Origin of the sequence: Arthrobacter sp. SAFR-023 (genome assembly GCF_051965295.1) — a bacterium.
In the GTDB taxonomy this organism is placed as follows: Bacteria; Actinomycetota; Actinomycetes; order Actinomycetales; family Micrococcaceae; genus Arthrobacter.
The window spans coordinates 1-22,324 of sequence record NZ_JBQCMF010000031.1 but is presented as its reverse complement, the minus strand read 5'-3'; the positions used below and the strand labels follow the sequence as shown (position 1 = coordinate 22,324).

Sequence of the window (22,324 nt, the reverse complement as noted above, 5' to 3'; positions counted from 1 at the left end):
TGGTACGGGGACTGCCTGCCGTCCCGGGACTTCCCGATGCTCGTGGCCCACTACAAGGCCGGCAACCTGGACCTGGATGCGTTCGTCTCCGAACGGATCACCATCGACCAGGTCGAGGAAGCCTTCGACAAGATGCACGAAGGCAAGGTCCTCCGCTCAGTTGTTGACATCCAGCCCGCGGCAGCCTCCACGGCCGCTGCTGCCGTGCCGGCGGTGGCTTCGGCATGAGCGTGAGCATCGAAAACCTCGTCACCTCCGGCACGTTCTCGCTCGACGGCGGGACCTGGGATGTGGACAACAACGTCTGGATCGTGGGCAACGAGACCGAGTGCGTGATCATTGATTCCCCGCACGACGCCGCCGCGATCATCAACCAGGTCCGCGGCCGGAAGGTGAAAGCGATCCTGCTGACCCACGCGCACAACGACCACATCGGCGCCGCCCGCGAAGTCGCCGACACCGTCGGCGCCCCTGTCTACCTGAACCCGGAGGACCAGGTCCTCTGGGAACAGGTCTACCCCGGCACCACCCCAGACCGGACCATAACGGACGGGGACGAGTTCCAGGTCGGCGGGGCCACCCTGAAGGCGATCCACACCCCCGGCCACTCACCCGGTTCCACCTGCTTCCACCTCGCAGCAGAGAACACCGTGTTCACCGGGGACACCCTGTTCAACGGCGGACCCGGCGCCACCGGCCGCTCCTACAGCGACTACCCCACCATCCTGACCTCCATCCGCGAACGGCTCCTCACCCTCCCACCGGAAACAACCGTCAGGACCGGACACGGCGAGAACACCACCATCGCCGCCGAACGCGAAACCCTCGCCAACGTGGCCCAGTAACAGGTGAAACACTAAGGCGCAGTAACAGGTGAAACACTAAGAAGAAAGACAAGATCGCCACACGTAAGGCGCGCCAGGAATGCCTGGCGCGCCTTCGTGGCGATCAAAACAGGCACGAAAGCAGCCGGTTAGGAAGTTGGAACAATGAAGTTCGGGAAGCAGCCCGCCCCCGTCGCGGACATCAACGAGGACAAGCTCGAAGTCCACAAGCCGAAGACCGAAGCCGCCGGCGTCAAGGCCGTGATGGTGGCGCTGGAACGCGCCGTGGCGCAGGCCGGCGTGACCCGCACGGCGCAGTCGCTGCTGCGGCTCAACCAGCGCGGCGGCTTTGACTGCCCGGGCTGCGCCTGGCCGGAGTCAGACAAGAAGCGCAAGGCGGCCGAGTTCTGCGAGAACGGCGCCAAGGCCGTGGCCGAGGAGAACACCCTGCGGACCGTGGGGGCGGAGTTCTGGGCGAAGCATTCCATCGCCGAGCTGTCCGAGAAGACGGAGTACTGGCTGGGCAACCAGGGCCGGCTGAGCGAGCCGATGGTCATCCGGGAGGGGGAGACGCACTACTCGCCGATCTCCTGGGCCGATGCCTTCGAGCTGATCGGCGAACACATCCGGGCCAGCACCCCGGACCGCTGCGTCTTCTACACCTCGGGCCGCACGGCCAACGAGACCGCGTTCATGTACCAGCTGTTCGGCCGGTCGCTCGGCACCAACAACTTGCCGGACTGCTCCAACATGTGCCACGAGTCCTCGGGGTCCGCGCTGAACCCGACCATCGGCATCGGCAAGGGCACGGTGTCCCTGGAGGACATCCATGATTCTGAGCTGATCTTCGTCGTGGGGCAGAACCCCGGCACCAACCACCCGCGCATGCTGTCCGCGCTCAAGGAATGCAAGGACAAGGGCGGCAAGGTGGTGGCAGTGAACCCGCTGCCCGAGGCCGGCCTGTTCAACTTCAAGGATCCCCAGACCATCTCCGGCGTGGTGGGCGGCGGCACGCCGCTGGCCGACGAATACCTGCAGATCAAGGTCGGCGGGGACCTGGCACTGTTCCAGGCACTGGGCCACCTGCTGCTGCAGGCCGAGGAACAAAACCCGGGCACCGTCGTCGACCATTCCTTCATCGAGGCGCAGACCGACGGCTTTGACGCGTACCGCGAGGCCCGCCAGGACCTGGACTGGGAAGAGACGGAACGGGCCACGGGCCTGTCCCGGAAGCAGATCGAGGACGTGGCCGGCATGCTGGTGGCATCCAAGGCCAGCATCTTCTGCTGGGCGCTGGGCGTGACGCAGCAGCCGCACTCGGTGGACACCATCAAGGAAATGGTCAACGTCCTGCTGCTGCAGGGCAACTTCGGCAAGCCCGGCGCCGGTGCGTGCCCGGTGCGCGGCCACTCCAACGTCCAGGGCGACCGGACCATGGGCATCTGGGAAAAGCCCAAAGAGTGGCTGCTCGAAGCGCTGGACAGTGAGTTCGGCATCGAGTCCCCACGGCACCACGGCCACGACGCCGTGGAGTCCATGGAGGCCTTCGAGCGCGACGAGGTGGACGTGTTCGTGTCCATGGGCGGCAACTTCTCCCTCGCCTGCTCGGACACCGAGACCCTGGAAGCCGGGATGCAGCGGATCGGCCTGACCGTGCACATCTCCACCAAGCCGAACCGGTCGCACATCGTGCACGGCCGCACCTCGCTGATCCTTCCCACGCTGGGCCGGACGGACAAGGATGACAAGCACCCCAAGGGCGCCCAGTTCCTGTCCGTCGAAGACTCGATGTCCGTGGTCCACTCCACCCAGGGCAGGCTGCAGCCCGTGTCCGATCACCTGCTCGCCGAGCCGGTGATCGTGGCACGGATGGCCGAGGCAACGTTCGGCCCCGGCCACGCGGTGGACTGGAAAGCCATGGCCGAGGACTACGACGTGGTCCGCGACCACATCTCCCGGGTCCTGCCGGGGTTCGAGGACTTCAACACCCGGGTCCGGACCAAAAACGGCTTCGTGCTGCCCAACCCGCCGCGCGACACCCGCTCCTTCAAGACGGACATCGGCCGGGGCAGGTTCACGGTCAGCCCGCTGGAGTACCTCACGCCGCCGGCCGGCCACCTGGTGCTGCAGACCATCCGCAGCCACGACCAGTACAACACCACGTTCTACGGCCTGGACGACCGCTACCGCGGAATCTCCGACGGCCGCCGCGTGATCCTGGTGCACCCGGAGGACCTCGCCGAGCAGGGTTTCAAGGACCGCGAACTTGTGGACGTGGTGAGCACCTTCCAGGGCAATGACCGGCGCGCGGAGAAGTTCCGGCTGGTGGCCTACCCGACGGCCAAGGGCTGCGCGGCGGCGTACTTCCCTGAAGCCAATGCCCTGGTCCACAAGGAAAACGTGGCCCGGGTGTCCAACACCCCCGGCTTCAAGGCCATGTTCGTCCGCTTCGAGCCGCACGCCGGCGTCGAAGCGGCCGCCGAGGCGGGCGCCCTCGAGGCGGCCACCGTCTAGGGTCGCGCTCCTCCGTCCTGACCTTTTCTTAACCAAGAACGACGGCGACACACCGGAAATCCAGGGTGTCGCCGTCGTTCTTTCTTCAATTAGGGTCAGGACGGGGTTTCGCCAAGCTCAACCAGCGGGTGGAAAGGCCAGACGTCAGCCGCGGAGGCGCTCCATACCGGGGTCGAACAGCGGCTCGGCGCTGACCGTGGCGGCGACGCGGCGGCCGAAGTACTCGATCTCCACGGCGTCGCCCTCGGAGACAGTGGACGGCAGCCAGGCGTAGGCGATCGGCTTGCGGATCGAGTAGCCGTACGCCGCGCTGGTGACGTAACCGGACGCAGCGCCGTTCACGTACACGGGTTCCTTGCCGATCACAATGGAGGTGCCGTCGTCGACCGTCAGGCAGCGCAGCACCTTCTCCGCGGGCTGCTCCTTGAGGGCCGCCAGGGCTTCGGCGCCCACGTAGCCTTCCTTGTCCTTCGCCACAGAGAAGCCGAGGCCGGACTGGTAGGGGTGGTGCTCGGTGGTCACGTCCGTGCCCCAGAGGCGGTAACCCTTCTCCAGGCGCATGCTGTTGAAGGCCCCGCGGCCGGCGGCGATGATGCCGTGTTCCTGTCCGGCTTCGAACAGCAGGTCCCAGAGCTTGAGGCCGTATTCGGCGGTGGTGTACAGCTCCCAGCCGAGCTCGCCCACGTAGGACAGGCGCATGGCCGTGACGGGGATACCGCCGATGTTGATTTCCTTGGTGCGGAAGTACTTCAGGCCGTCGTTGGTGAGGTCGTCGGTGCTGACCTTGCCGATGACTTCGCGGGCCAGCGGGCCCCACAGGCCGATGCAGCAAGTGCTGCCGGTGATGTCGGTGACGTGCACCCACTTGGCCGGATCGGCGGCGGACTGCTTGCGGGCCTCGACGCGCAGGTAGTCGAAGTCCACGTTGCTGTTCACTCCGAGCTGGAAGTCTTCTTCCCCGAGCCGGGCGACGGTCACGTCACTGCGGATGCCGCCGTCGTGCTCCAGCAGGAGGCAGTAGGTGACAGCACCGGGCTTCTTGGCGATGTTTCCGGTGCTCAGCCGGTGCAGCAGCGCCTGGGCGCCCGGGCCGTTGACGGCCAGCCGCTTCAGCGGCGTCATGTCGTAAAGCGCGACGGCGGTACGCGTCTTCCACGCTTCGGCAGCGGAGATGGGCGAGGAGAACAGGGCCGCCCACGGCTCGCGTTCGGGAGCCTGCCATTCTGCCGGCAGTTCGTCCAGCAGGGGACGGTTGGCCTCGAACCAGTGCGGGCGCTCCCACGCGGCAGACTCGAGGAAGAACGCGCCGAGCTCCTTCTGCCGGACGTTGAACGGGCTGACGCGCAGGTCCCGCGGCGACTCCTTGGGCTGCAGCGGGTGCATGACATCGTAGATCTCCACGAAGTTCTGCTGTGAGGTCTCGCTGACGTACTCGTCGCTGGTCTGCACCTTCTCGAAGCGGGAGAGTTCGGTGCCGTGCAGGTCGGTGCGGGAGCGGCCCTCGGTGAGCAGCTCGGCCACGGCCTTGGCGACGCCTGCGGAGTGCGTCACCCAAACGGCCTCGGCGACGAAGAAGCCGGAGAGTTCCGGGGCTTCACCGATCAGCGGGCCGCCGTCGGGCGTGAAGGAGAAGATACCGTTGAAGCCGTCCTCGATCGCGGCGCTGCGCAGTGCCGGCAGCAGGTCCTGGCTGTCTTCCCACGCGGGCACGAAGTCTTCCAGGGTGAAGTCGAGGCGGGAAGGCATGCGGTGGTCGGACATGTCCTCGGCCGACACCTTGGGCAGGGCGGACATGTCCACGGGCATCGGGCGGTGCGCGTAGCTGCCGATGCCGATGCGGTTGCCCCATTCGCGGTAGTACAGGTCCTTGTCCTGGTAGCGGAGGATGGGCTTGCTGGCGCCCTTGGGAAGCTCGTTCACGCCTTCGAGCTCGGCGAGGGGGGTGCTGACGACGTACTGGTGGGCCAGCGGCAGCAGCGGCACCTCCAGGCCCACCATCTTGCCGAGCTCACGGCCCCAGAAACCTGCGCAGGACACCACGATGTCGGCAGGAATCACGCCGGAGGAGGTCTCCACGCCGGTGACCTTGCCGCCCCACTGGGAGATGCCGGTGACGCTGGTGGAGCCGAGGTAGGTCACGCCGCGCTCGCGCGAACGCTCGATCAGCAGCTGCACGGCGCGGGCGGCCAGGGCCAGGCCGTCGGTGGGGATGAGCAGGCCACCCAGCACCTCGCGGCCGCCGGTGAGCTTGCCGGTGTTGAGCAGGGGGTAGATCTTTTCGCATTCATCGGCGTCGATGATCCGGCTTTCGACGCCCCAGGAGGTCATCACACCCAGCTTGCGCTTGAGGTCAGCCAGGCGCTCGGGAGTGGTTGCCAGTTCCAGGCCGCCCACCTGGTTGAAGCAGGACTCGCCGTCCTTGCTCAGCGCGAGCAGTTTGTTGACGGTGTAGGTGGCGAATTCCGTCATGGTCTTGGACGAGTTGTTCTGGAACACCAGGCCGGGGGCGTGCGACGTGGAGCCGCCGGCCAGTTCCAGCGGGCCCTGCTCGACGACGGTGATGTTGTTCCAGCCGCGGCTGGACAACTCGTCCGCGAGGTTGGTGCCGACGATGCCGGCACCGATGATGACGACGCGTGGTGATGCGCTCATGGTGTGTGGTTCTCCTGGTTCGCGTTAGCGGAAAATTAGCGGAATACGACGGTGCGGGTCTTGTTAAGCAGGACGCGGTGCTGGCAGTGCCACTTCACCGCGCGGGAGAGCGCCTGGGTCTCCGCATCCCGGCCCACCGTCACCAGCGCGTCCGGGTCAAGGGCGTGGTCCACCCGGAGGACTTCCTGCTCGATGATGGGACCTTCATCGAGGTCCGCAGTGACGTAATGGGCCGTCGCGCCGACCATTTTCACCCCGCGGTCGTAGGCCTGGTGGTACGGCTTCGCACCCTTGAATCCGGGGAGGAACGAGTGGTGGATGTTGATGGCCCGTCCGCGGAGCTTGCCGCACAGGTCATTGGACAGCACCTGCATATAGCGGGCCAGCACCACGAGGTCGGCGTCGTATTCGGCCACCAGCTCCAGCAGGCGTGCCTCCGCCTCGGGCTTGGTGCCGGCCGTCACCGGCACGTGGATGAAGGGCAGCCCGGCCGCCTCGGCCATGGGCCGCAGGTCCTCATGGTTGGAAACCACGACGGCGATCTCCGCACCCAGGCTTCCCGCCCGCCACCGGAAGATGAGGTCGTTCAGGCAGTGGCCGAACTTCGAGACCATGACCAGCAACCGCTGCGGGCGGCCGTCGTGGATGCTGAACTCCATGCCGAACTCGCCGGCGATGGCCGCGAACTCGGAGCTGAGGCCTTCCGCCGTCTGCTGGCCCTGCTGGCCCTGCTGGCCCTGCTGGTCGAGACCGTCACGCTGGTTGAGCCGGGCAAAGGGACCCTGATCGGCGTCATCGCCGCTCTGGGTGAACGCGGTCCGCAGGTAGAGCTTGCCGCTGACGTGGTCGTCAAACTGCTGGTGCTCCACGATGTCGAAGCCGCGGTCTGCCAGGAACGTCGTGATGGCCCGGACGATGCCCGGCCGTTCGGGGCAGGCCAGGGTGAGGACAAACTCGGCGCTACGGGCTTTGGCGCTGGCACCGGCCGCGGGCGCGCCTTCAAGAACTGTGGACAAGGTTTTCTCCGAAATGTAGTGGCAGAGCGGGGCGGCTTAGATGTGGCCGTTAACTGTCAGCCCGGGGGGAAGGTTGGGCGCTTCCTCGGACTCGATGACCATGATGTCGCCGTCCACGACGGTGACTTCGTGCGTGCGGACGGGAAGTTTGGCCGGCGGTGCATCAACCTGCCCGGTCCGGAGATTGAACTTTGAGGCGTGCAGGGGGCACTCGACCTCGCAGCCTTCCACCCAGCCGTCGGTCAGCGAGGCGTCCTGGTGGGTGCAGGTGTCATCGATGGCGAAGAGCTCGCCTTCCTCGGTGTGGAAGACAGCGATGGGCGGCGCGGTGTTCAGGCGAAGGGCTTCCCCTGGTGCCAGTTCGCTGAGCGGGCATGCCTTGTGCATGGTGGCCTCTTTCTCGTTTGGGGAGGTATATAGGAGTTGCTGGCGGCTTGTTCCGAATGGATCAACCGCAGTCGTAATATGCAACAGCGTGCTTTCGCTCACACTGTTTTGTCAAGGGTTGGCGGCCCGATTACGCGTGCCCGTATTAATGCGTCAACGAACCCTTGACAGTCGCCGTGGCATGGATCACGCTGTTGCATATAGCGATTGTTGTTGCGCTAATAGCAATAGAAGGAGGGGTGTAAATATGCAGACGCTTGCGATCGTGGGAGCCTCGCTGGCCGGTCTTTCCGCCGCGCGGGCAGCCCGCGCCCAAGGCTTCACCGGACGTCTCGTCATCATCGGCGATGAAGAGCATCGTCCGTATGACAGGCCGCCGCTCTCCAAGGACTTCCTGCTGGGATCCATCACAGCCGAGGACCTGTATCTGGAGACCGAAACTGACGGCCTCGACGCTGAATGGCTGCTGGGTGCACGTGCAGTCTCCCTGGACGCGTCAACGAAAACCATCGGCTTGGCTGACGGCCGCGTTGTCCAGGCCGATGGCATCGTCATCGCCACCGGCGCGCGGGCCCGCCAGCTGCCGGCCCTGGCCGGCCTGAGCAACGTCTTCTCCCTGCGCACCCTCGCCGACGCTCAAAGCCTGGCACCGGAACTGGTACCGGGAAGCAAGATGGCCGTCATCGGAGCGGGCTTCGTGGGTGCCGAGGTGGCCTCTTCCGCCGCCTCGCGCGGCATGGACGTCACCCTCGTCGACACCAAGCCGGTACCGTTTGCAGCCCAGCTGGGAACGGAGATGGGCTCGGTGGTTGCCGGCCTGCACACCGGGAAAGGTGTCCGGCTCATCTCGTCGGCCGTTATTGAGGACTTTTACGCAGGCGAAGGAAACGTGACCGGTCTTCGGCTGGGCGACGGGTCTTTCGTGGCTGCGGATGTTGTGGTGGTAGGGATCGGCGCGGAGCCGAATGTTGAATGGCTCGCCGGTTCCGGGGTGGAGGTCGACGGCGGTGTGCTGTGTGATGCAATGGGGCGCACCAGTGTTCCGGGCATTGTGGCCGTGGGGGACTGTGCCGCGTGGTTCGATGCTGCGGTGGACAGGCACCGCCGCGTGGAGCACTGGACGGGTGCCCTGGAACGGGCAGCGCTGGCGGTGCAGGGGCTGCTCGATGACGAAGCCCCGGCGCAGCCGCTGAAGCCGCCGTACTTCTGGTCAGACCAGCACGGCGTGAAAATCCAGTTCGCCGGCCACTCAGCCGGCTACGACCGCCTTGAGGTCGAAGCGGGCGATGCTGCCGAGCACAGCCTGCTGGCCGTGTATTACCGGGAAGACGTTCCCGTCGCGGTTTTGGGCATGAACCAGCCGCGGCTGTTCACCAAGTGGCGCAGGAGCCTCGCGGCGTCTGCACCCAAGCCGGCGGCCGCCGTCGTGCCTACAGTTTTGGCGCCGGTGGGCGAACCCGCCCTTGCCGGTGCCGCCATGGGGCTTTAGCCCCAACTCTTCTTGTAAGTCGTGTTGTTCGTGTTGTTTTGTTAGGAGAACAAATTGTCTGTTGAGGTATCCACCCCGAGCCTGATCCCGACGCTGGGCGGTCACCTGTACACGGATCCGGCTATCTTCCGGGCCGAGCAGGAGCGTATTTTCGAGCAGATGTGGTTCTGCGCGATCCGGTCCGCGGACCTGGACAAGCCCGGGGCGTGGCAGACGGTGCAGATTGGCCGGGAAAGCGTGCTGATCTCGCGCACCCGCAAGGGCGAGATCCGGGCCTTCTACAATGTCTGCCGGCACCGCGGCGTGAAGCTGTGCATGGAGGAAAAGGGCGAAGCTGCCCGCAACTTCCAGTGCCCGTACCACGCCTGGACCTACGACTTCGAGGGCAAGCTGATCGCGGCCCCGAACCTGACCAAGATGCCGGACATCGACCGTGACGAGTACGGCCTGTCCAAGGTCCACATCCGTGAATACCTGGGCTACGTGTGGGTTTGCCTGGCCGAGGAGCCGCCGTCCTTCGAAGAGGAAGTGATGGGCGCGATCGAGGAGCGCCTGGGCAACGTGCACGCTATCGACGGCTACGACGTCGCAAACCTGTCCGTGGGTCGCCGCATCCGCTATGACGTGAAGGCGAACTGGAAGCTCATCATTGAGAACTTCATGGAGTGCTACCACTGCGCCACCATCCACCCGGAGCTGACCGAGGTCCTGCCCGAGTTCGCCGACGGTTTGGCCGCGCAGTACTTCGTGGGCCACGGTGCGGAGTTCGGTGAGGACATCAAGGGCTTCACGGTCGACGGTTCCGAGGGCCTGGACCTGATCCCCGGCGTGGCCGAGGACCAGGACCGCCGTTACTACGCGATTACGATCAAGCCGACTGTGTTCGTGAACCTGGTCCCGGACCACGTGATCATCCACCGCATGTTCCCGATGTCTGCAGACCACACGATCGTCGAATGCGACTGGCTGTACCTGCCCTCAGTGGTGGAGTCCGGCAAGGACGTCACCGCCTCCGTTGAGCTGTTCCACCGCGTGAACATGCAGGACTTCGACGCCTGCGAACGGTGCCAGCCGGGCATGGCTTCCAAGTCCTACGCAAAGGGCGGCGTGCTCGTTCCCAGCGAACACCACATTGGTGCTTTCCACGACTGGGTCCAGGAAAAGGTTGGCGACGTGGTGCTGTCCGGCGAGGCACTGCTGGGCCTCACCGCGGACACCCCGCCGCTGGAGGAACGTGCCGAAACCCTGCAGCGCAAAGAGACCGCTACCCCGGCCTCCTGAGCGATCATTGCGATGACCCCGGACCCCGTCCGGGGTCATCGGTGCGTGTAGCCCATCTTTCCGCTGATGCTCAGGCCGGCCTCCTGGAGCCCCCGGATCAGGCCGGGGGTGTTTTCCGGGTCGAAGCGGAAGGCGGGCCCGGAGATGCTGACGGCCCCGATGACCGTCCCGAAGTGGTTGTAAACGGGCACGGCAACAGCGTTCAGGCCGATTTCGAATTCCTCATGAACAACGGCGTAGCCGTCGCGGGCAACGTCCAGGAGCTCGTTCTCCAAGGTATCCCGGTCCGTGATGGTCCGCGGGGTGCGGGCCGGAAGGCCCGCCTCCTGGAGGAGCCGGGACCGTTCTTCAACCGGCAGGGCCGCCAGCAGTACTTTGCCGCTGGACGTGGCATGGAGGGGCGTGAGGCTGCCCACCCAGTCGGACGTTGCCAGCGTTGACGGGCCCATGGCCTGGTCGACGTTCACCGCGTAGCTGGAACGCAGGACGGCGAGGTTGACGGTTTCCTTGTACTGGTCTGCGAGGCTCTCCAGGGTGGGACGCGCCTCGTGGACCAGGCTCAGCCGGCCGGGAATGGAGCTGGCCAGGCGAAGGATGCCGAATCCCAGCTGGTACTTGCCGCGGTCATGGTTCTGCCGCACGATCTCCCTGGACACCAGTGACCCGAGCAGCCGCGAAACGGTGGACTTGTGGACCCCCATTTCGTCGGCGATCTCACTGACGCCCGCGTGCCCGTCTCTGGCGATGATTTCCAGGATCTGGAGGGCGCGGTCAACGGACTGGACGCCGCCTCCGCCTGCGGCGTCCGGGTCCCTGTCGTTCGCTGGTTCGTCTCTTGCAGCCATCAGAGGTGCTCCCATGTCGTCGCCGTGACCAGCGGTTAGCTCTGCGCTATTCCGCCTGCTTCACAACTCTGATCCTAGACTGCGACGAACTCCGACCGTCATTTTCCTGAACACAACCTACGTTCCGGACGCAAGCACCAGCCGTTCCTGGCCCACATACGCGTTGAGGCTCTTGCCCCGGCTGAAGCCCACAAGGGTTACACCGGTGTCGGCGGCGAGGTCCGCTGCCAGGCTCGAGGGTGCGCTGACGGCAGCCAGAACCGGGATGCCGGCGAGGGCAGCCTTCTGAACGAGCTCGAATGATGCCCTGCCCGAGACCTGCAGGACGGTTCCGCGCAACGGCAGCAGCCCTTCGCGCAGAGCCCACCCGATCACCTTGTCTACGGCATTGTGCCGGCCCACGTCCTCGCGGAGGCAAAGCAGTTCCGCTTCGCCCCCGTCACCGATCTTGAACAGTCCTGCTGCGTGGACGCCGCCGGTCTTGTCGAACAGCGCCTGGGCTTCGCGCAGCTGTTCGGGCAGACGCGCTATGACCTCGACCGGCACGCGCAGTTGGTCCCCGTGCACGTCATACGTGAGGGTCTTGCGGGCGGCCTCGATGGAAGTGCTGCCGCAGATGCCGCAGGAGCTTGACGTGTAAACGTGCCTCCCGGCGTCCGGCAGTGCCAGGCCCGGACGGAACTGCGCTTCGACCACATTGAACGTCTGCTTGCCGGTTTCGTCCTCGCCGGCGCAGAAGCGCAGCGAAACCAGATCCGCCTGACTGGCGATGATGCCCTCCGAGACGAGAAAACCCGCAACGAGGTCGAAGTCATCGCCGGGGGTCCGCATCGTCACGGCAAAGGACAGGTTACCGAAGCGGATTTCCAGCGGCTCCTCCGCCGCCAGCACGTCTTCGCGCAGCCGCACAGGGTATTCCATGGCGGCCTCGGAGCCGTCCAGCAGGTAGCGGTGGACATTCCGTCGCTGGGTCATGCGTGCCATTGCCTAGTTCTCCCAGATCAACTTGCCGGTAAATGGAGGCCGCAGCTCCGGACGCCACGGGAGCGCAAATGCCGGAACCGGCTCACCCAGCTGAACGCCGCGGGACGGAACTACCATGACGCCGTCGGCGGTGGCCAGTCCGCGCATCATTCCGGGGCCGGTGTAGTGGGCGGGAGTCGCCAGGTCCTTGACCCAGTGGAACGGCATGAGCCGTGTGGACGCACGGTGGGCGTCGATGGCGGTGCCGCACGGCACCCGGCTGGTGCCCGGCAGCGGCTGGTGGCCGAGGGCGGCCATCAGCGGACCGCCGACGGTGAAGAGCGCCATGAGGGCGGCGAGCGGGTTGCCGGGAAGCCCGACGACGAACCGTCCGTTGGGCAGTTTGCCCAGGGCAGCAGGGTGGCCGGGCCGCATGGCGATGCCGTCGATGAGGAGTCGCCCGCCGAGCGCTGCCACGGCATTCCGGAAATGGTCAGCGCCCGAGCGCCCTGTGCCCCCGGTGGTCACCACGACGTCGGGCCACTGCCCCATCGGCGCTTCGGCGGCACCCAGTGCCGTGAGCCATTCCTCGTAGGAGTCCCCGATCCGGACCAGCGGCCCCGGAACACCCCCAAGCATCTGGATGACTGCGCTGAGCTGTGGCCCGAAGGCGTCCCTGACCTGTCCCGGGGCCGGGATGCTGGCCGTGACCACCTCTGAGCCGGTGACCAGCATCTTGACCAGTGGCTTGCCGCGCACTGTCAGCTGGTCGAAGCCGGCGACGGCGGCCAGGGCGATATGCGCAGGGTTCAAAGCCGTCCCGGCGGGCATCAGCACCTCGCCGGCTGCCGCTTCCTCGCCCGACCTGCGGATGTGCTGGCCCGGGCGGGGTTCGCCCGGGGAGGCCCCGTTTCCCAGCAGCAATGTAGCCCGGCCGCCGGCGTCAGTTGCAAGCCGTCCGCTCTCCACGCGGAGCACCGCCTGCGTGCCCGGGGGGATTACGCCGCCGGTGACCACCGGGCTGGCCTCTCCCTTGCGGAGGGCCTTTCCCGGTTCCGTCACTGTCCAAGGGCCGTCACCGCTAACCGTCCAGCCGTCCATGGCGGACGAGGCGTAGTGGGGCATCTCCTGCAGCGCGACGACGTCGGCGGCCAAGGTTCTGCCGTTCGCCTCCCCAAGCGGGATGCGCTCCGGTCCGAGGGGGCTGGCACAGTCGAAAGCCAGACGGCGGGCTTCAGCCCACGAGTGCTCCCCGTGAGTGGCCGGCCCGCCACTCTCGCCGGGCCTGTCGACGGCTTGAAGGGCTAGAGCTACCACTGGTCGTTCCCTCGTTGGTGAAATGGCTTGATAGACGGGAGGCGCCGCCACATTCGTGGCGGCGCCTTGCAGGGACTCCTGCCGCTCCTGGTCGTTTCCCGAAAGCGGTGCTCCGGCGCTTACCTCCCCAGGTATTTCAGGCCTCCGAAACACCGTTTACGGGAAACGAAACTAGGGTGTTCTCCCGGCGGCGCGGGCCTGAGCCGCGCGCCGCGAACTGATATTACAAATATATCGTAAAGATATATCAGCGGGGAAGGGCTGCAGACATCTGATTTTCCCTCGCCTTCACAGCCGCCGGTTCCAGCCGCACAACCACGGACTTGGACGTGGGGGTTCCGCTGGTGTCAGCCACCGAATCCAGCGGGACCAGCACGTTGGTTTCCGGGTAGTAGGCGGCCGCGCAGCCCTTCGGCGTCGAATAGCCGACGATGCGGAAGTTCTCCGCCCTGCGTTCTGTTCCGCGGAACTCTGAAACCAGGTCCACCATGTCCCCGTCGGCGTAGCCCAGCTCGGCGATGTCCGCCTCGTTGACCAGCACCACGCGCCGGCCGCCGTGGATTCCGCGGTAGCGGTCATCCTTGCCGTAGATCGTGGTGTTGTACTGGTCGTGTGAACGCAGGGTCTGCAGGATCAGCCTGCCGGCCGGCACACGGAGGTACTCCAGGGCATTGGACGTGAAGTGGGCCTTGCCCGACAGGGTCTTGAATTCCCTGTTGTCCCGTGGCGGGTGGGGGAGAACGAAGCCGCCGGGGTGCTGGATTCTCTCTTCGAAATTCTCGAAGCCATCGATGACAGCCTCGATGTGCTTCCTGACCAGCGCGTAGTCGTCCCGGAGCGAGAGCCAGTCGGCCGCCGGCGCGTTGGGAAGGGGCACGCCGTTGGCGTCCGTGAACACCTTGTGCGCGATATTGCAGACGATGGCCACCTCGGACATCAAATGCTCGCTGGCGGGCTTGAGCCGGCCGCGGGAGGCATGGACAGCACTCATTGAATCCTCCACAGTGACCCTCTGGTCGCCGGAGCGCTGGGCATCCCGCTCCGTGCGGCCCAGCGTTGGGAGGATCAGGGCGCGTTTTCCCGTCGACAGGTGCGAATGGTTCAGTTTCGTCGAGATCTGCACGGTCAGCCGGGTGTTGGCCAGGGCCTTCTCGGTGGCATCAGAGTCCGGAGCCGCCCGGACGAAATTACCGCCCATTCCCACGAACAGCCTGACCTTGCCGTCACGCATCGCCCGGATTGCGGCGACGGTGTCATAGCCGTGCGCCCGGGGTGACTGGAACTGGAACTCCTGGTCGAGCCGGTCGTGGAAGCTATCGGGCATCCGTTCGAAGATGCCCATGGTCCGGTCGCCCTGGACATTGGAGTGGCCGCGAACGGGGCATACTCCGGCTCCGGGCTTGCCGATGTTGCCCTGCAGCAGCAGGACGTTGACGACGTCGCGGAGGGTGGGGACAGAGTGCTTGTGCTGTGTCAGGCCCATCGCCCAGCAGACGATGGTGGAGCCTGACGCCAGGAGCCGTTCACCGGTGGCGTTGATCTGCTCCATGGTCAGGCCGGTTGCCTCGACGATGTCGTCCCACTGCACCTGTTCCAGCTGCGATAGGTAGGATTCGAGGCCCACCGTATGGTTCCTGATGAAGTCGTGGTCAAAAACGGTGGACAGGCCCGGGGTGTTCCTGCCAGCGCGTTCCGCGTCCAGCAGGTACTTCCCGAGGCCCTGGAACAGGGCCTGGTCGCCGCCGGCCCTGATCTGCAGGAAGTCATCAGTCAGCTCCGTGCCTACCAGCGTTCCCGAGATGGTCTGCGGGTTCTCGAAGTGCAGGAGGCCGGCCTCGGGGAGCGGATTGACGGAGACGATGGCGGCGCCGTTTTTCTTGGCCTTCTCCAGGGCACTGAGCATGCGCGGATGGTTTGTTCCCGGGTTCTGGCCTGCCACGAAGATGAGGGACGCCGTTTCCAGGTCCTTCAGGCTGACCGAACCCTTGCCGATGCCGATGGTCTCCACCAGCGCCGACCCGGAGGACTCGTGGCACATGTTCGAACAGTCCGGAAGGTTGTTCGTGCCCACGCCGCGGACCAGCAGCTGGTAGACAAACGCCGCCTCGTTGGACGTCCTTCCGGACGTGTAGAAGACGCTCTGGTCGGGGTGGTCCATGTCCCTGAGTTCCTGGGCGATCAGCTCCAGGGCGGCGTCCCAGTCAATGGGCCGGTAGTGGGTTGCACCCTCATCCAGGACCATCGGGTGGGTCAGCCTGCCCTGCTGCCCCAGCCAGTAGTCATCGCGGGTCTTGAGGTCCGCAATGGAGTGCCTGGCGAAGAACTCCGGGCTGACCCGCCGCCGGGTAGCCTCCTCCGCCACCGCCTTTGCGCCGTTCTCGCAGAATTCCGCTGCGTTGCGCTTCTCATGTTCCGGCCAGGCGCAGCCCATGCAGTCGAAGCCGTCGATCTGGTTGACGGCCATGAGCGTCTGGACGCTGCGCAGCGGCCCCATCTGCTCCAGCGAGATTTTCAGGGCGTTGGCCACGGCGGGGATGCCCACGGCCTTGGTTTTGGGTTTGCTGACGGTCAGCTTGGACTCGTCGATGTTTTCGCGGGGGGCTTTAGAGGCCATTGGCTTTCCTTAAAAATCTATGCCGGGCAGTAGCGGGTGCAATGACTAGGGAACGTCAACCGTGACGATGCAGCCGTCCTCACGGAAGAACATGCGGCGGCCACCCCCGAAGGCGCGGACCAGCCACACGATGCGGCCGTCCTCGGTCAGGTCATCGATCCAGCCGCTGTAGGGAACCGTGTACTGCTCCAGTACGGTGACGAAATCGCCGGGCATGAGCGCAGTCCAGTCCGCCACCACCTTGGTGCTGGTGGGCTGAGGCGCGGTGCTGCGCGCCATGACTGCCTCGGTCACCGCGCCAGGACCGGCGTCCGGGCTGCACGGAACTGTTCGCGCGCCGCTTCGGAGGTGTGCAGTAGCAGCAGTGCCGTGGTGACTGAGCCGACACCGCCGGGGACGGGCGTCAGCGCGGCAGCGACAGGCCGAACACTGGCTTCGTCGACGTCGCCGGCGAGTGAGCCGTCGGAAAGCACGTTGGTTCCCACATCAATGACCACTGAATGCTCCGAAACATCGGTCCCGGTGAGCAACCCGGTGCGGCCCGCGGCAACAACCACGACGTCGGCATCCTTGGTGTACTTCCCGAGCGGGCCGGACTTCGAGTGGCAGACGGTGGTGGTGGCGTCCTTCTGCAGCAGCAGCAGGGACAACGGCTTGCCCACCACGGTGGAACGGCCCACCACCACCACGTTGCGCCCGGCCACCGGGATCTCGAAGTGGTCCAGGATTTCCACCACGGAGCGTGCCGTGGCCGGCGCGAACGCACGTTCCCCTACGGCCAGAAGACCGAGGCTCACCGGGTTGGCGCCGTCGATGTCCTTTTCCGGGGCGATGTACTTGACCAGCTCCTGGGTTTTGACGCCGCGGGGCAGGGGAGTCTGCAGGATGATGCCATTGACGGAAGCTTCTGCGCTGAGGTCCTTCAGCACAGCGATCAGCACCTGTTCGGTTGCGTCATGGCCGACGTCGATGATCCTGCAGCCGATGCCGGCGTTTTCCGCGGCGCGCTCTATGGAGCGAACGTACCAGTGCGTGGAGCTGTCCTCGGTGGCAACCACGACGGCGAGGGTGGGGCGTGAGCCTTCTTCGGCCAGTGCCGCGGCCTGGGCAGTTGCCTGCTGCTGGATGAGTTTGGCGAGGGGCTTGCCGGAAAGCACGGATGCCGTCATCGGAGGATCCTTTCCCGTACCTGGCGTGAGAGCGAGTCTGCTGCCAGAACGACTTTTTCTTCAATGCCATCTGTTTGTTCCGCCAGTGCGGCGCGTGCCTGGGCGTCCTTGATGGCTACGACGTTGATGTCGATGTTGACGCGGGCGGTGGTGGCCGCTGCCCTGGCGGCGTCGGCTGCTGCTGCAATGTCGCTGATGACGTTCGGGTTTGCAATATCCAAAAGTTCGGTCGCGAGTTCCACGACGGCACCTGAGAGCTTGATCAACCGGGCAGGCGGCTGCGCGGCCTGGCCAAGCGCGTCGTCGATCGCGGCTGCGCGCGCTGCACGCTCGGGGTCGCTGGTGGCGGGCAGCTTGTAAGAGGTGATCACGGCTTTGAAGGCAGTTTCGTCGGCGTCTGCCAGCCCCAGCGTTTCGCCGATGAGTTCGTCGGCGGCGGCAATGATCCTGGACGTTGTCTCTGCGTGCTGTTCATATTTGCCGCCGGTGCTGAATCTTGCCACCATCGCCACCAGGGCCGCTCCCTGCGCCGCGTGGAGCGCGGCGGCCGCGCCGCCACCGGGGGTGGGCTGCCGGGCGGCAAGCCTGCCGAGGTAGTCATTAATTGTTTCTGAACCGATCATTTGTTCATTCCTGGGCTGGTAGAAGCTGGAGCGGAAAAGGGGGGTGCACGCAGCCCGGCTCCCGTTGCGAGGATGAGCCGGGCTGTGTGCCCCCAGAGGGCCCTGCGGGCTGCTTAGCCGCGGAGCCTGGTCATTTTCGGGTCGTACAGCGGCTCTTCCGAAACAGAGGCCGTGATCCGCCGCCCGAAGTATTCAATCTCGACGGAATCGCCCACCGATACGGTGGCCGGGAGGTAGGCGTAAGCGATCGGTTTGGCCACCGTGTACGCGTAGGCTGCGCTGGTCACATACCCGACTGCCTGATCCTTGTAGAACACGGGCTCCTTGCCCAGGACAATGGACCGGCCGTCGTCGATGGTCAGGCACCGCAGCCGGCGGGCCGAGCCTTCCTCGGTCCGGCCTTCGAGCGCGCCCTTGCCGATGAAGCTCTCCTTGGCCATCTTGACGGCGAATCCGAGGCCTGCTTCGAAGGGGTCGTGCTCCGTGGTCATGTCCGATCCCCAGGAGCGGTAGCCCTTTTCGAGGCGCAGGGAGCTGAACGCCGCCCGTCCGGCCGCGATGACGCCGAAGGGCTGTCCTGCCTGCCACAGCGCATCCCACAGCCGCTGTCCGTTGTCCGCGCTGGTGTAAAGCTCCCAGCCGAGTTCGCCCACATAGGACAGCCGCATTGCCGTGACCGGGACCCCGCCGATGACGACGCTCTTTGCCCGGAAGTACTTCAGGCCGTCGTTGGTGAAATCATCGTCGCTGACCTTGCCGACCAGGTCGCGGGCCAGGGGGCCCCAGAGGCCGATGCAGCAGGTGCCGCCGGTGGTGTCGCGGACCTGGACCCAGTCATTAGCGGACCCGCTTTGCGTCTGGTGCCGGGCAGCCCGCGTGAAGTAGGCGGTGTCGATGTTGCCGTTGGCTCCGAGCTGGAAGGTGTCCTCGCTCAGGCGGGCGACGGTGATGTCGCTCCGCACGCCGCCGGCGTGGTCGAGCAGAAGCGTGTAGGTGACCGCGCCGGGCTTCTTGTCCAGGTCCGCCGTCGTCAGCTCCTGGAGCAGTTTCAGGGCTCCGGGCCCGGACACTTCCAGCCGCTTCAGTGGCGTCATGTCATACATGGCCACCGCCGTGCGGGTCTTCCACGCTTCGGCGGCCGCAATGGGGGAGCTGAACATGTTGGACCAGGCGTCCCGTGCCGGCGGCAGCCATTCGGCCGGCATCTCCTTGAGGAGTGCAGCGTTTGATTCGAACCAGTACGGCCGCTCCCACCCGCCGGACTCCAGGAAGAAGGCTCCGAGTTCCTTGTGCCGGGCGTGGAACGGGCTGACTCGCAGGTTGCGCGGGGAGAGCTTGGGCTGGAGCGGGTGGAGGACGTCGTAGATCTCCACGAAGTTCTGCTGCGAGGTCTCGCTGACGTACTCGGGGGTGAGCTGCACGTCCTCGAAGCGGGTGATGTCGCATTCGCCCAGGTCGGTTTCGGACTTGCCCGTGGTCAGGAGCTCGGCCATCGCCTTGGCAACGCCTGCGGAGTGCGTCACCCAGACGGCCTCTGCGACATAGAAACCGTCGAGTTCCTTGGACTCGCCAAGGAGCGGTCCGCCGTCGGGGGTGAAGGAGAAGATGCCGTTGAAGCCATCCTCGATTTCGCTTTCTGCCAGTCCGGGAAGAATCTGCTTCGAGGCCTCCCAGGCAGGCAGGAAGTCCTCCAGCGTGAAGTCCAGGCGGGAAGGCATGTTGTGTTCGCTGACGGTCTCGGGGGCATAGGTACCCAAGGTGTCGACGTCGACGGGCATGGGGCGGTGGGCGTAGGAGCCGATGCCGTAGCGTTCGCCGTGTTCGCGGTAGTAGAGGTCCTGGTCCTGGTGGCGCAGGATGGGCAGCGTGGCCCCGTTCGGCAGTTCGTTGCGGCCGCTCAGCTGGGGCACCGGAGTGGTCTTGACGTACTGGTGGGCCAGCGGAAGCAGGGGAACCGCCATGCCGATCATGGCGCCGATCTTCGCGCCCCAGAAGCCGGCACAGGAGATGACGATGTCGGCCGGAATGACGCCTTCGGAGGTCTCGACGCCGGTGACGCGCCGCCCGGACTGCTCGATGCCCGTCACGGAGGTGGAGCCGCGGTATGTGACGCCTGCGGCTTCGGTGCGCTTGATCAGCAGCTGGACGGCACGGGCAGCGCTTGCGAGGCCATCGCTTGGCACGTGGAGTCCGCCCAGGATGTTTTCGTCATTGAGCAGCGGGTAGAGTTCCTTGCACTCTGCCGAGGAGAGGATCCGTCCTTCGATCCCCCAGGAGGCTGCATAGCCGAGCTTGCGCTTGAGGTCAGCGAGCCTGGTTTCGGTGGTGGCCACTTCCAGGCCGCCCACCTGGTTGAAGCAGCTGACGCCGTCCTCTGTCAGGGAGAGCAGCTTTTCCACCGTGTACTTGGCGAAAGCTGCCATGGTCTTGGACGGGTTGGTCTGGAAGACCAGGCCCGGAGCGTGGGAGGTGGATCCTCCGGGCATGTTCAAAGGCCCCTGGTCCAGCACTGTGATGTTGTTCCATCCCCGGGCGACCAGTTCGTCGGCCAGGTTCGTGCCGACGATGCCAGCTCCGATGATGACGATTCGAGGCGTTGATGCCATGTGGTTCTCCTGCTGATTTAAGTAGTGGGCTTCCGCGGCCTGTACGTTGGCTCGTCTAGCGGAAGACGATGGTGCTGGCTTGGTCGATCAGCACGCGGTGCTCGCAGTGCCAGCGGACGGCTCGCGACAGGGCCAGTGCTTCCGCGTCCTGACCGATGGTGGACAGGGTGGTCGGACCGAAGCTGTGGTCCACGCGAATGACTTCCTGCTCGATGATCGGGCCCTCGTCAAGGTCGGCGGTGACGTAGTGGGCCGTTGCGCCCACCAGCTTCACGCCGCGGTCGTAGGCCTGGTGGTAGGGGCGCGCGCCCTTGAATCCCGGCAGGAACGAGTGGTGGATGTTGATGGCCCTGCCCTCGAGGGACCGGCACAGGTCGTCCGAAAGCACCTGCATGTACCGGGCCAGGACGACGAGGTCGATGTCGTATTCGTCCACGAGCTCCAGCAGTCGCCGCTCGGCATCCTGCTTGGTTTCCGGAGTCACGGGGATGTAAACGAACGGCAGGCCGGCAGCCTCGGCCATTGCCCGGTGCGTTTCGTGGTTGGAAACCACCAGGGCCAGCTCCCCGCCGAGGCTGCCGCCACGCCAGCGGAAAATCAGGTCATTCAGGCAGTGCCCGAACTTCGACACCATGACCAGAACGCGGTGCTTGGTCTCGTCGTGGACGTTGAACTTCATGTCAAAGCGTTCCGCAATGGGGCGGAACTCCGCTTCGAGCGTCTGCTGATCGAAATCCGTGGCTCCCGAGAAGGCCGTGCGCAGGTGCAGGGTCTGACGGAGGCCGTCGTCGAACTGCTGGTGCTGTTCGATGTTAAATCCGCGCTCGAACAGGAAGGTGGTTACTGCCTGGACGATGCCGGCACGTTCGACACACGACAGTGTGAGCACGAACTTGCCGGTGTTGGTTTCTTTGGAGGCTTCTGTCTGCGCAGCCGGCCTGGTTTGTGTGGCTGTTTCCACAACGGTCATGTCGCATCCTTTAGATATATGACTGATCACCTTATTGATATATCAGGGCTGGTTGTCAGCGTATACTGGTGTGCGGATGAGGTCAATAGATGTTGGCCCATAGGAGAGGCGGAGCGGTGGCGTTTGAAGCTTTGGCGGTGTCGGAGGCCGGAGGTTCGAGGTCCCTGGCCGATGTGGCCTATGAACGTATCCGCGACGGCCTGCTGACCCTGGAGATCCGGCCTGGCGATCCGCTGTACGACGAGGGGATTGCCAAGGAGCTCGGCATCGGGCGCACTCCGGTCAGGGAAGCGCTTAAGCGGCTTGAAGTTGACCGGCTCGTTGTGACTTATCCAAGGCGCGGTACCTTCGCAACACGGGTGGAGGTCACGGACCTCGCATTCATCTCGGAAATCAGGGCCCAGCTGGAGCCCCTGGCTGCCGCCCGTGCCGCCCGGGTGGCCACAGCGGCAGCGCGTGAGCGTCTCCGCCTCATCGTGGAGGAGGTCGAGTCCTTCGATGTGGACAGCGCATCTGTGGTGGAGACGTTGCGGCTGGACGCCAGGGTGCACCAGGGAATCTATGCCGCAGCAGCGAATCCGCACCTGGAAGACGTCCTGATCCGCTACGACAATCTCGCGACGCGCATTTGGTGCATGGTGCTGGACCGCTTGCCAAACCTTTCCCGGCACGTGCACGAGCACGTCGACCTGCTTGAAGCGGTGATCAAAGGGGACGAGGCCCAAGCCGAGGAACTGGCCCGCGTTCACGTCGACGGCTTTGAGAAGGCCGTGCGGACGGCGTTGTTCGCAGCGTAGCGCTTGTTGTTGCCTGGCAACGACGACGCCGGGACGTTGGCTCGCCGTCGCGAAGCACGCCCATCCTAAAGGGTGGGTGGCGCCGCCCGGTTTGGTGGTTCAGCGCTACCCGGGCAGGTGACAGCCTTAGAGCAAATACCCTGTGGCCAGCTGCGCCCTGCCGCATCGGCAACTGACGCCCGTCCGCCACTGAGAGCTAAGGCCCTGAATTAACCATGCCAGATACTTTGAACGGCAGAAGGTCAGCGGGCCGGTCC

17 protein-coding genes and 1 pseudogene are annotated in these 22,324 nt (G+C 65.4%); 6 read left to right on the top strand and 12 right to left on the bottom strand.

The genetic code is table 11. From position 1 onward, the window contains the following. From ACTHQX_RS21310 to ACTHQX_RS21300, 3 genes and pseudogenes are all read left to right on the top strand, one after another. Positions 1–228 (top strand): annotated as a pseudogene (locus ACTHQX_RS21310) (S-(hydroxymethyl)mycothiol dehydrogenase); the annotation flags it as partial. Then, a complete protein-coding gene (locus tag ACTHQX_RS21305) occupies positions 225–845 on the top strand; it encodes an MBL fold metallo-hydrolase (RefSeq protein WP_440159217.1) in 621 nt (206 codons plus the stop codon). The pseudogene ACTHQX_RS21310 and the gene ACTHQX_RS21305, both read left to right, overlap by 4 nt. Positions 846–989: 144 nt before the next feature. Beyond that, positions 990–3,338: an FdhF/YdeP family oxidoreductase gene (locus ACTHQX_RS21300; RefSeq protein WP_440159218.1), complete on the top strand. Its 2,349-nt coding sequence runs from the start codon at positions 990–992 to the stop codon at positions 3,336–3,338. A gap of 144 nt (positions 3,339–3,482) precedes the next feature. Here ACTHQX_RS21300 and ACTHQX_RS21295 read toward each other — a convergent pair whose 3' ends face one another. Genes ACTHQX_RS21295 through ACTHQX_RS21285 form a run of 3 tightly spaced genes read right to left on the bottom strand, consistent with a single transcriptional unit; the run spans position 3,483 to position 7,393 of the window. Further along, positions 3,483–5,990: a GcvT family protein gene (locus tag ACTHQX_RS21295; RefSeq protein ID WP_440159219.1), complete on the bottom strand. Its 2,508-nt coding sequence runs from the start codon at positions 5,988–5,990 to the stop codon at positions 3,483–3,485. Between the two features lie 35 nt (positions 5,991–6,025). Beyond that, the gene (purU, locus tag ACTHQX_RS21290) at positions 6,026–7,006 is read right to left on the bottom strand and encodes a formyltetrahydrofolate deformylase (protein ID WP_440159220.1); all 981 of its coding nucleotides are present in this window, start codon (positions 7,004–7,006) and stop codon (positions 6,026–6,028) included. A 36-nt stretch (positions 7,007–7,042) separates the two neighbouring features. Next, positions 7,043–7,393, bottom strand: coding sequence for a bifunctional 3-phenylpropionate/cinnamic acid dioxygenase ferredoxin subunit (locus tag ACTHQX_RS21285; RefSeq protein ID WP_111904427.1), 351 nt, complete (start codon positions 7,391–7,393; stop codon positions 7,043–7,045). Between the two features lie 247 nt (positions 7,394–7,640). On the opposite strand from ACTHQX_RS21285, the gene ACTHQX_RS21280 reads away from it, so the two are divergent. Together ACTHQX_RS21280 and ACTHQX_RS21275 are read left to right on the top strand one after the other, a co-directional pair. Beyond that, positions 7,641–8,882 carry an NAD(P)/FAD-dependent oxidoreductase gene (locus ACTHQX_RS21280; RefSeq protein WP_236805381.1) on the top strand — a complete coding sequence of 414 codons (1,242 nt, stop codon included), beginning with the start codon at positions 7,641–7,643 and terminating at the stop codon, positions 8,880–8,882. 54 nt (positions 8,883–8,936) lie between these two features. Next, the gene (locus ACTHQX_RS21275; RefSeq protein WP_440159221.1) at positions 8,937–10,163 is read left to right on the top strand and encodes an aromatic ring-hydroxylating oxygenase subunit alpha; all 1,227 of its coding nucleotides are present in this window, start codon (positions 8,937–8,939) and stop codon (positions 10,161–10,163) included. Between the two features lie 35 nt (positions 10,164–10,198). Here the strand turns inward: ACTHQX_RS21275 and ACTHQX_RS21270 are convergent, their stop codons facing one another. The 9 genes from ACTHQX_RS21270 to purU (ACTHQX_RS21230) form a co-directional block, all read right to left on the bottom strand. Next, entirely contained in the window at positions 10,199–11,008 is an 810-nt protein-coding gene (locus tag ACTHQX_RS21270; protein ID WP_440159222.1) for an IclR family transcriptional regulator, read from the bottom strand. Positions 11,009–11,125: 117 nt separating this feature from the next. After that, a complete protein-coding gene (gene fdhD / locus ACTHQX_RS21265; RefSeq protein ID WP_440159223.1) occupies positions 11,126–11,992 on the bottom strand; it encodes a formate dehydrogenase accessory sulfurtransferase FdhD in 867 nt (288 codons plus the stop codon). 3 nt (positions 11,993–11,995) lie between these two features. Beyond that, on the bottom strand, positions 11,996–13,288 hold the full coding sequence (locus tag ACTHQX_RS21260; protein WP_440159224.1) for a molybdopterin molybdotransferase MoeA: 1,293 nt from the start codon (positions 13,286–13,288) through the stop codon (positions 11,996–11,998). A gap of 247 nt (positions 13,289–13,535) precedes the next feature. Then, positions 13,536–15,902 (bottom strand): FdhF/YdeP family oxidoreductase, encoded by a 2,367-nt coding sequence (locus tag ACTHQX_RS21255; protein WP_440159225.1) that lies wholly within the window; start codon positions 15,900–15,902, stop codon positions 13,536–13,538. Positions 15,903–15,947: 45 nt separating this feature from the next. Further along, positions 15,948–16,196: a hypothetical protein gene (locus tag ACTHQX_RS21250; RefSeq protein ID WP_111904434.1), complete on the bottom strand. Its 249-nt coding sequence runs from the start codon at positions 16,194–16,196 to the stop codon at positions 15,948–15,950. After that, positions 16,193–17,071, bottom strand: a complete 879-nt coding sequence (locus ACTHQX_RS21245) for a bifunctional 5,10-methylenetetrahydrofolate dehydrogenase/5,10-methenyltetrahydrofolate cyclohydrolase (RefSeq protein WP_440159227.1) — start codon at positions 17,069–17,071, stop codon at positions 16,193–16,195. Before ACTHQX_RS21245 ends, ACTHQX_RS21250 begins: the two co-directional genes overlap by 4 nt. Then, positions 17,068–17,694 carry a cyclodeaminase/cyclohydrolase family protein gene (locus tag ACTHQX_RS21240; RefSeq protein WP_440159228.1) on the bottom strand — a complete coding sequence of 209 codons (627 nt, stop codon included), beginning with the start codon at positions 17,692–17,694 and terminating at the stop codon, positions 17,068–17,070. The genes ACTHQX_RS21245 and ACTHQX_RS21240 overlap by 4 nt, the downstream gene beginning before the upstream one ends. A 113-nt stretch (positions 17,695–17,807) precedes the next feature. Then, complete coding sequence (locus tag ACTHQX_RS21235) at positions 17,808–20,300, bottom strand: GcvT family protein (RefSeq protein ID WP_440159229.1); 2,493 nt, start codon at positions 20,298–20,300, stop codon at positions 17,808–17,810. 55 nt (positions 20,301–20,355) lie between these two features. After that, positions 20,356–21,270: a formyltetrahydrofolate deformylase gene (gene purU / locus ACTHQX_RS21230; RefSeq protein WP_440159231.1), complete on the bottom strand. Its 915-nt coding sequence runs from the start codon at positions 21,268–21,270 to the stop codon at positions 20,356–20,358. Positions 21,271–21,386: 116 nt separating this feature from the next. Here purU (ACTHQX_RS21230) and ACTHQX_RS21225 point away from each other — a divergent pair, with 116 nt between their 5' ends. After that, on the top strand, positions 21,387–22,067 hold the full coding sequence (locus tag ACTHQX_RS21225; RefSeq protein WP_111904442.1) for a GntR family transcriptional regulator: 681 nt from the start codon (positions 21,387–21,389) through the stop codon (positions 22,065–22,067). The last annotated feature ends 257 nt before the right edge of the window (positions 22,068–22,324 follow it).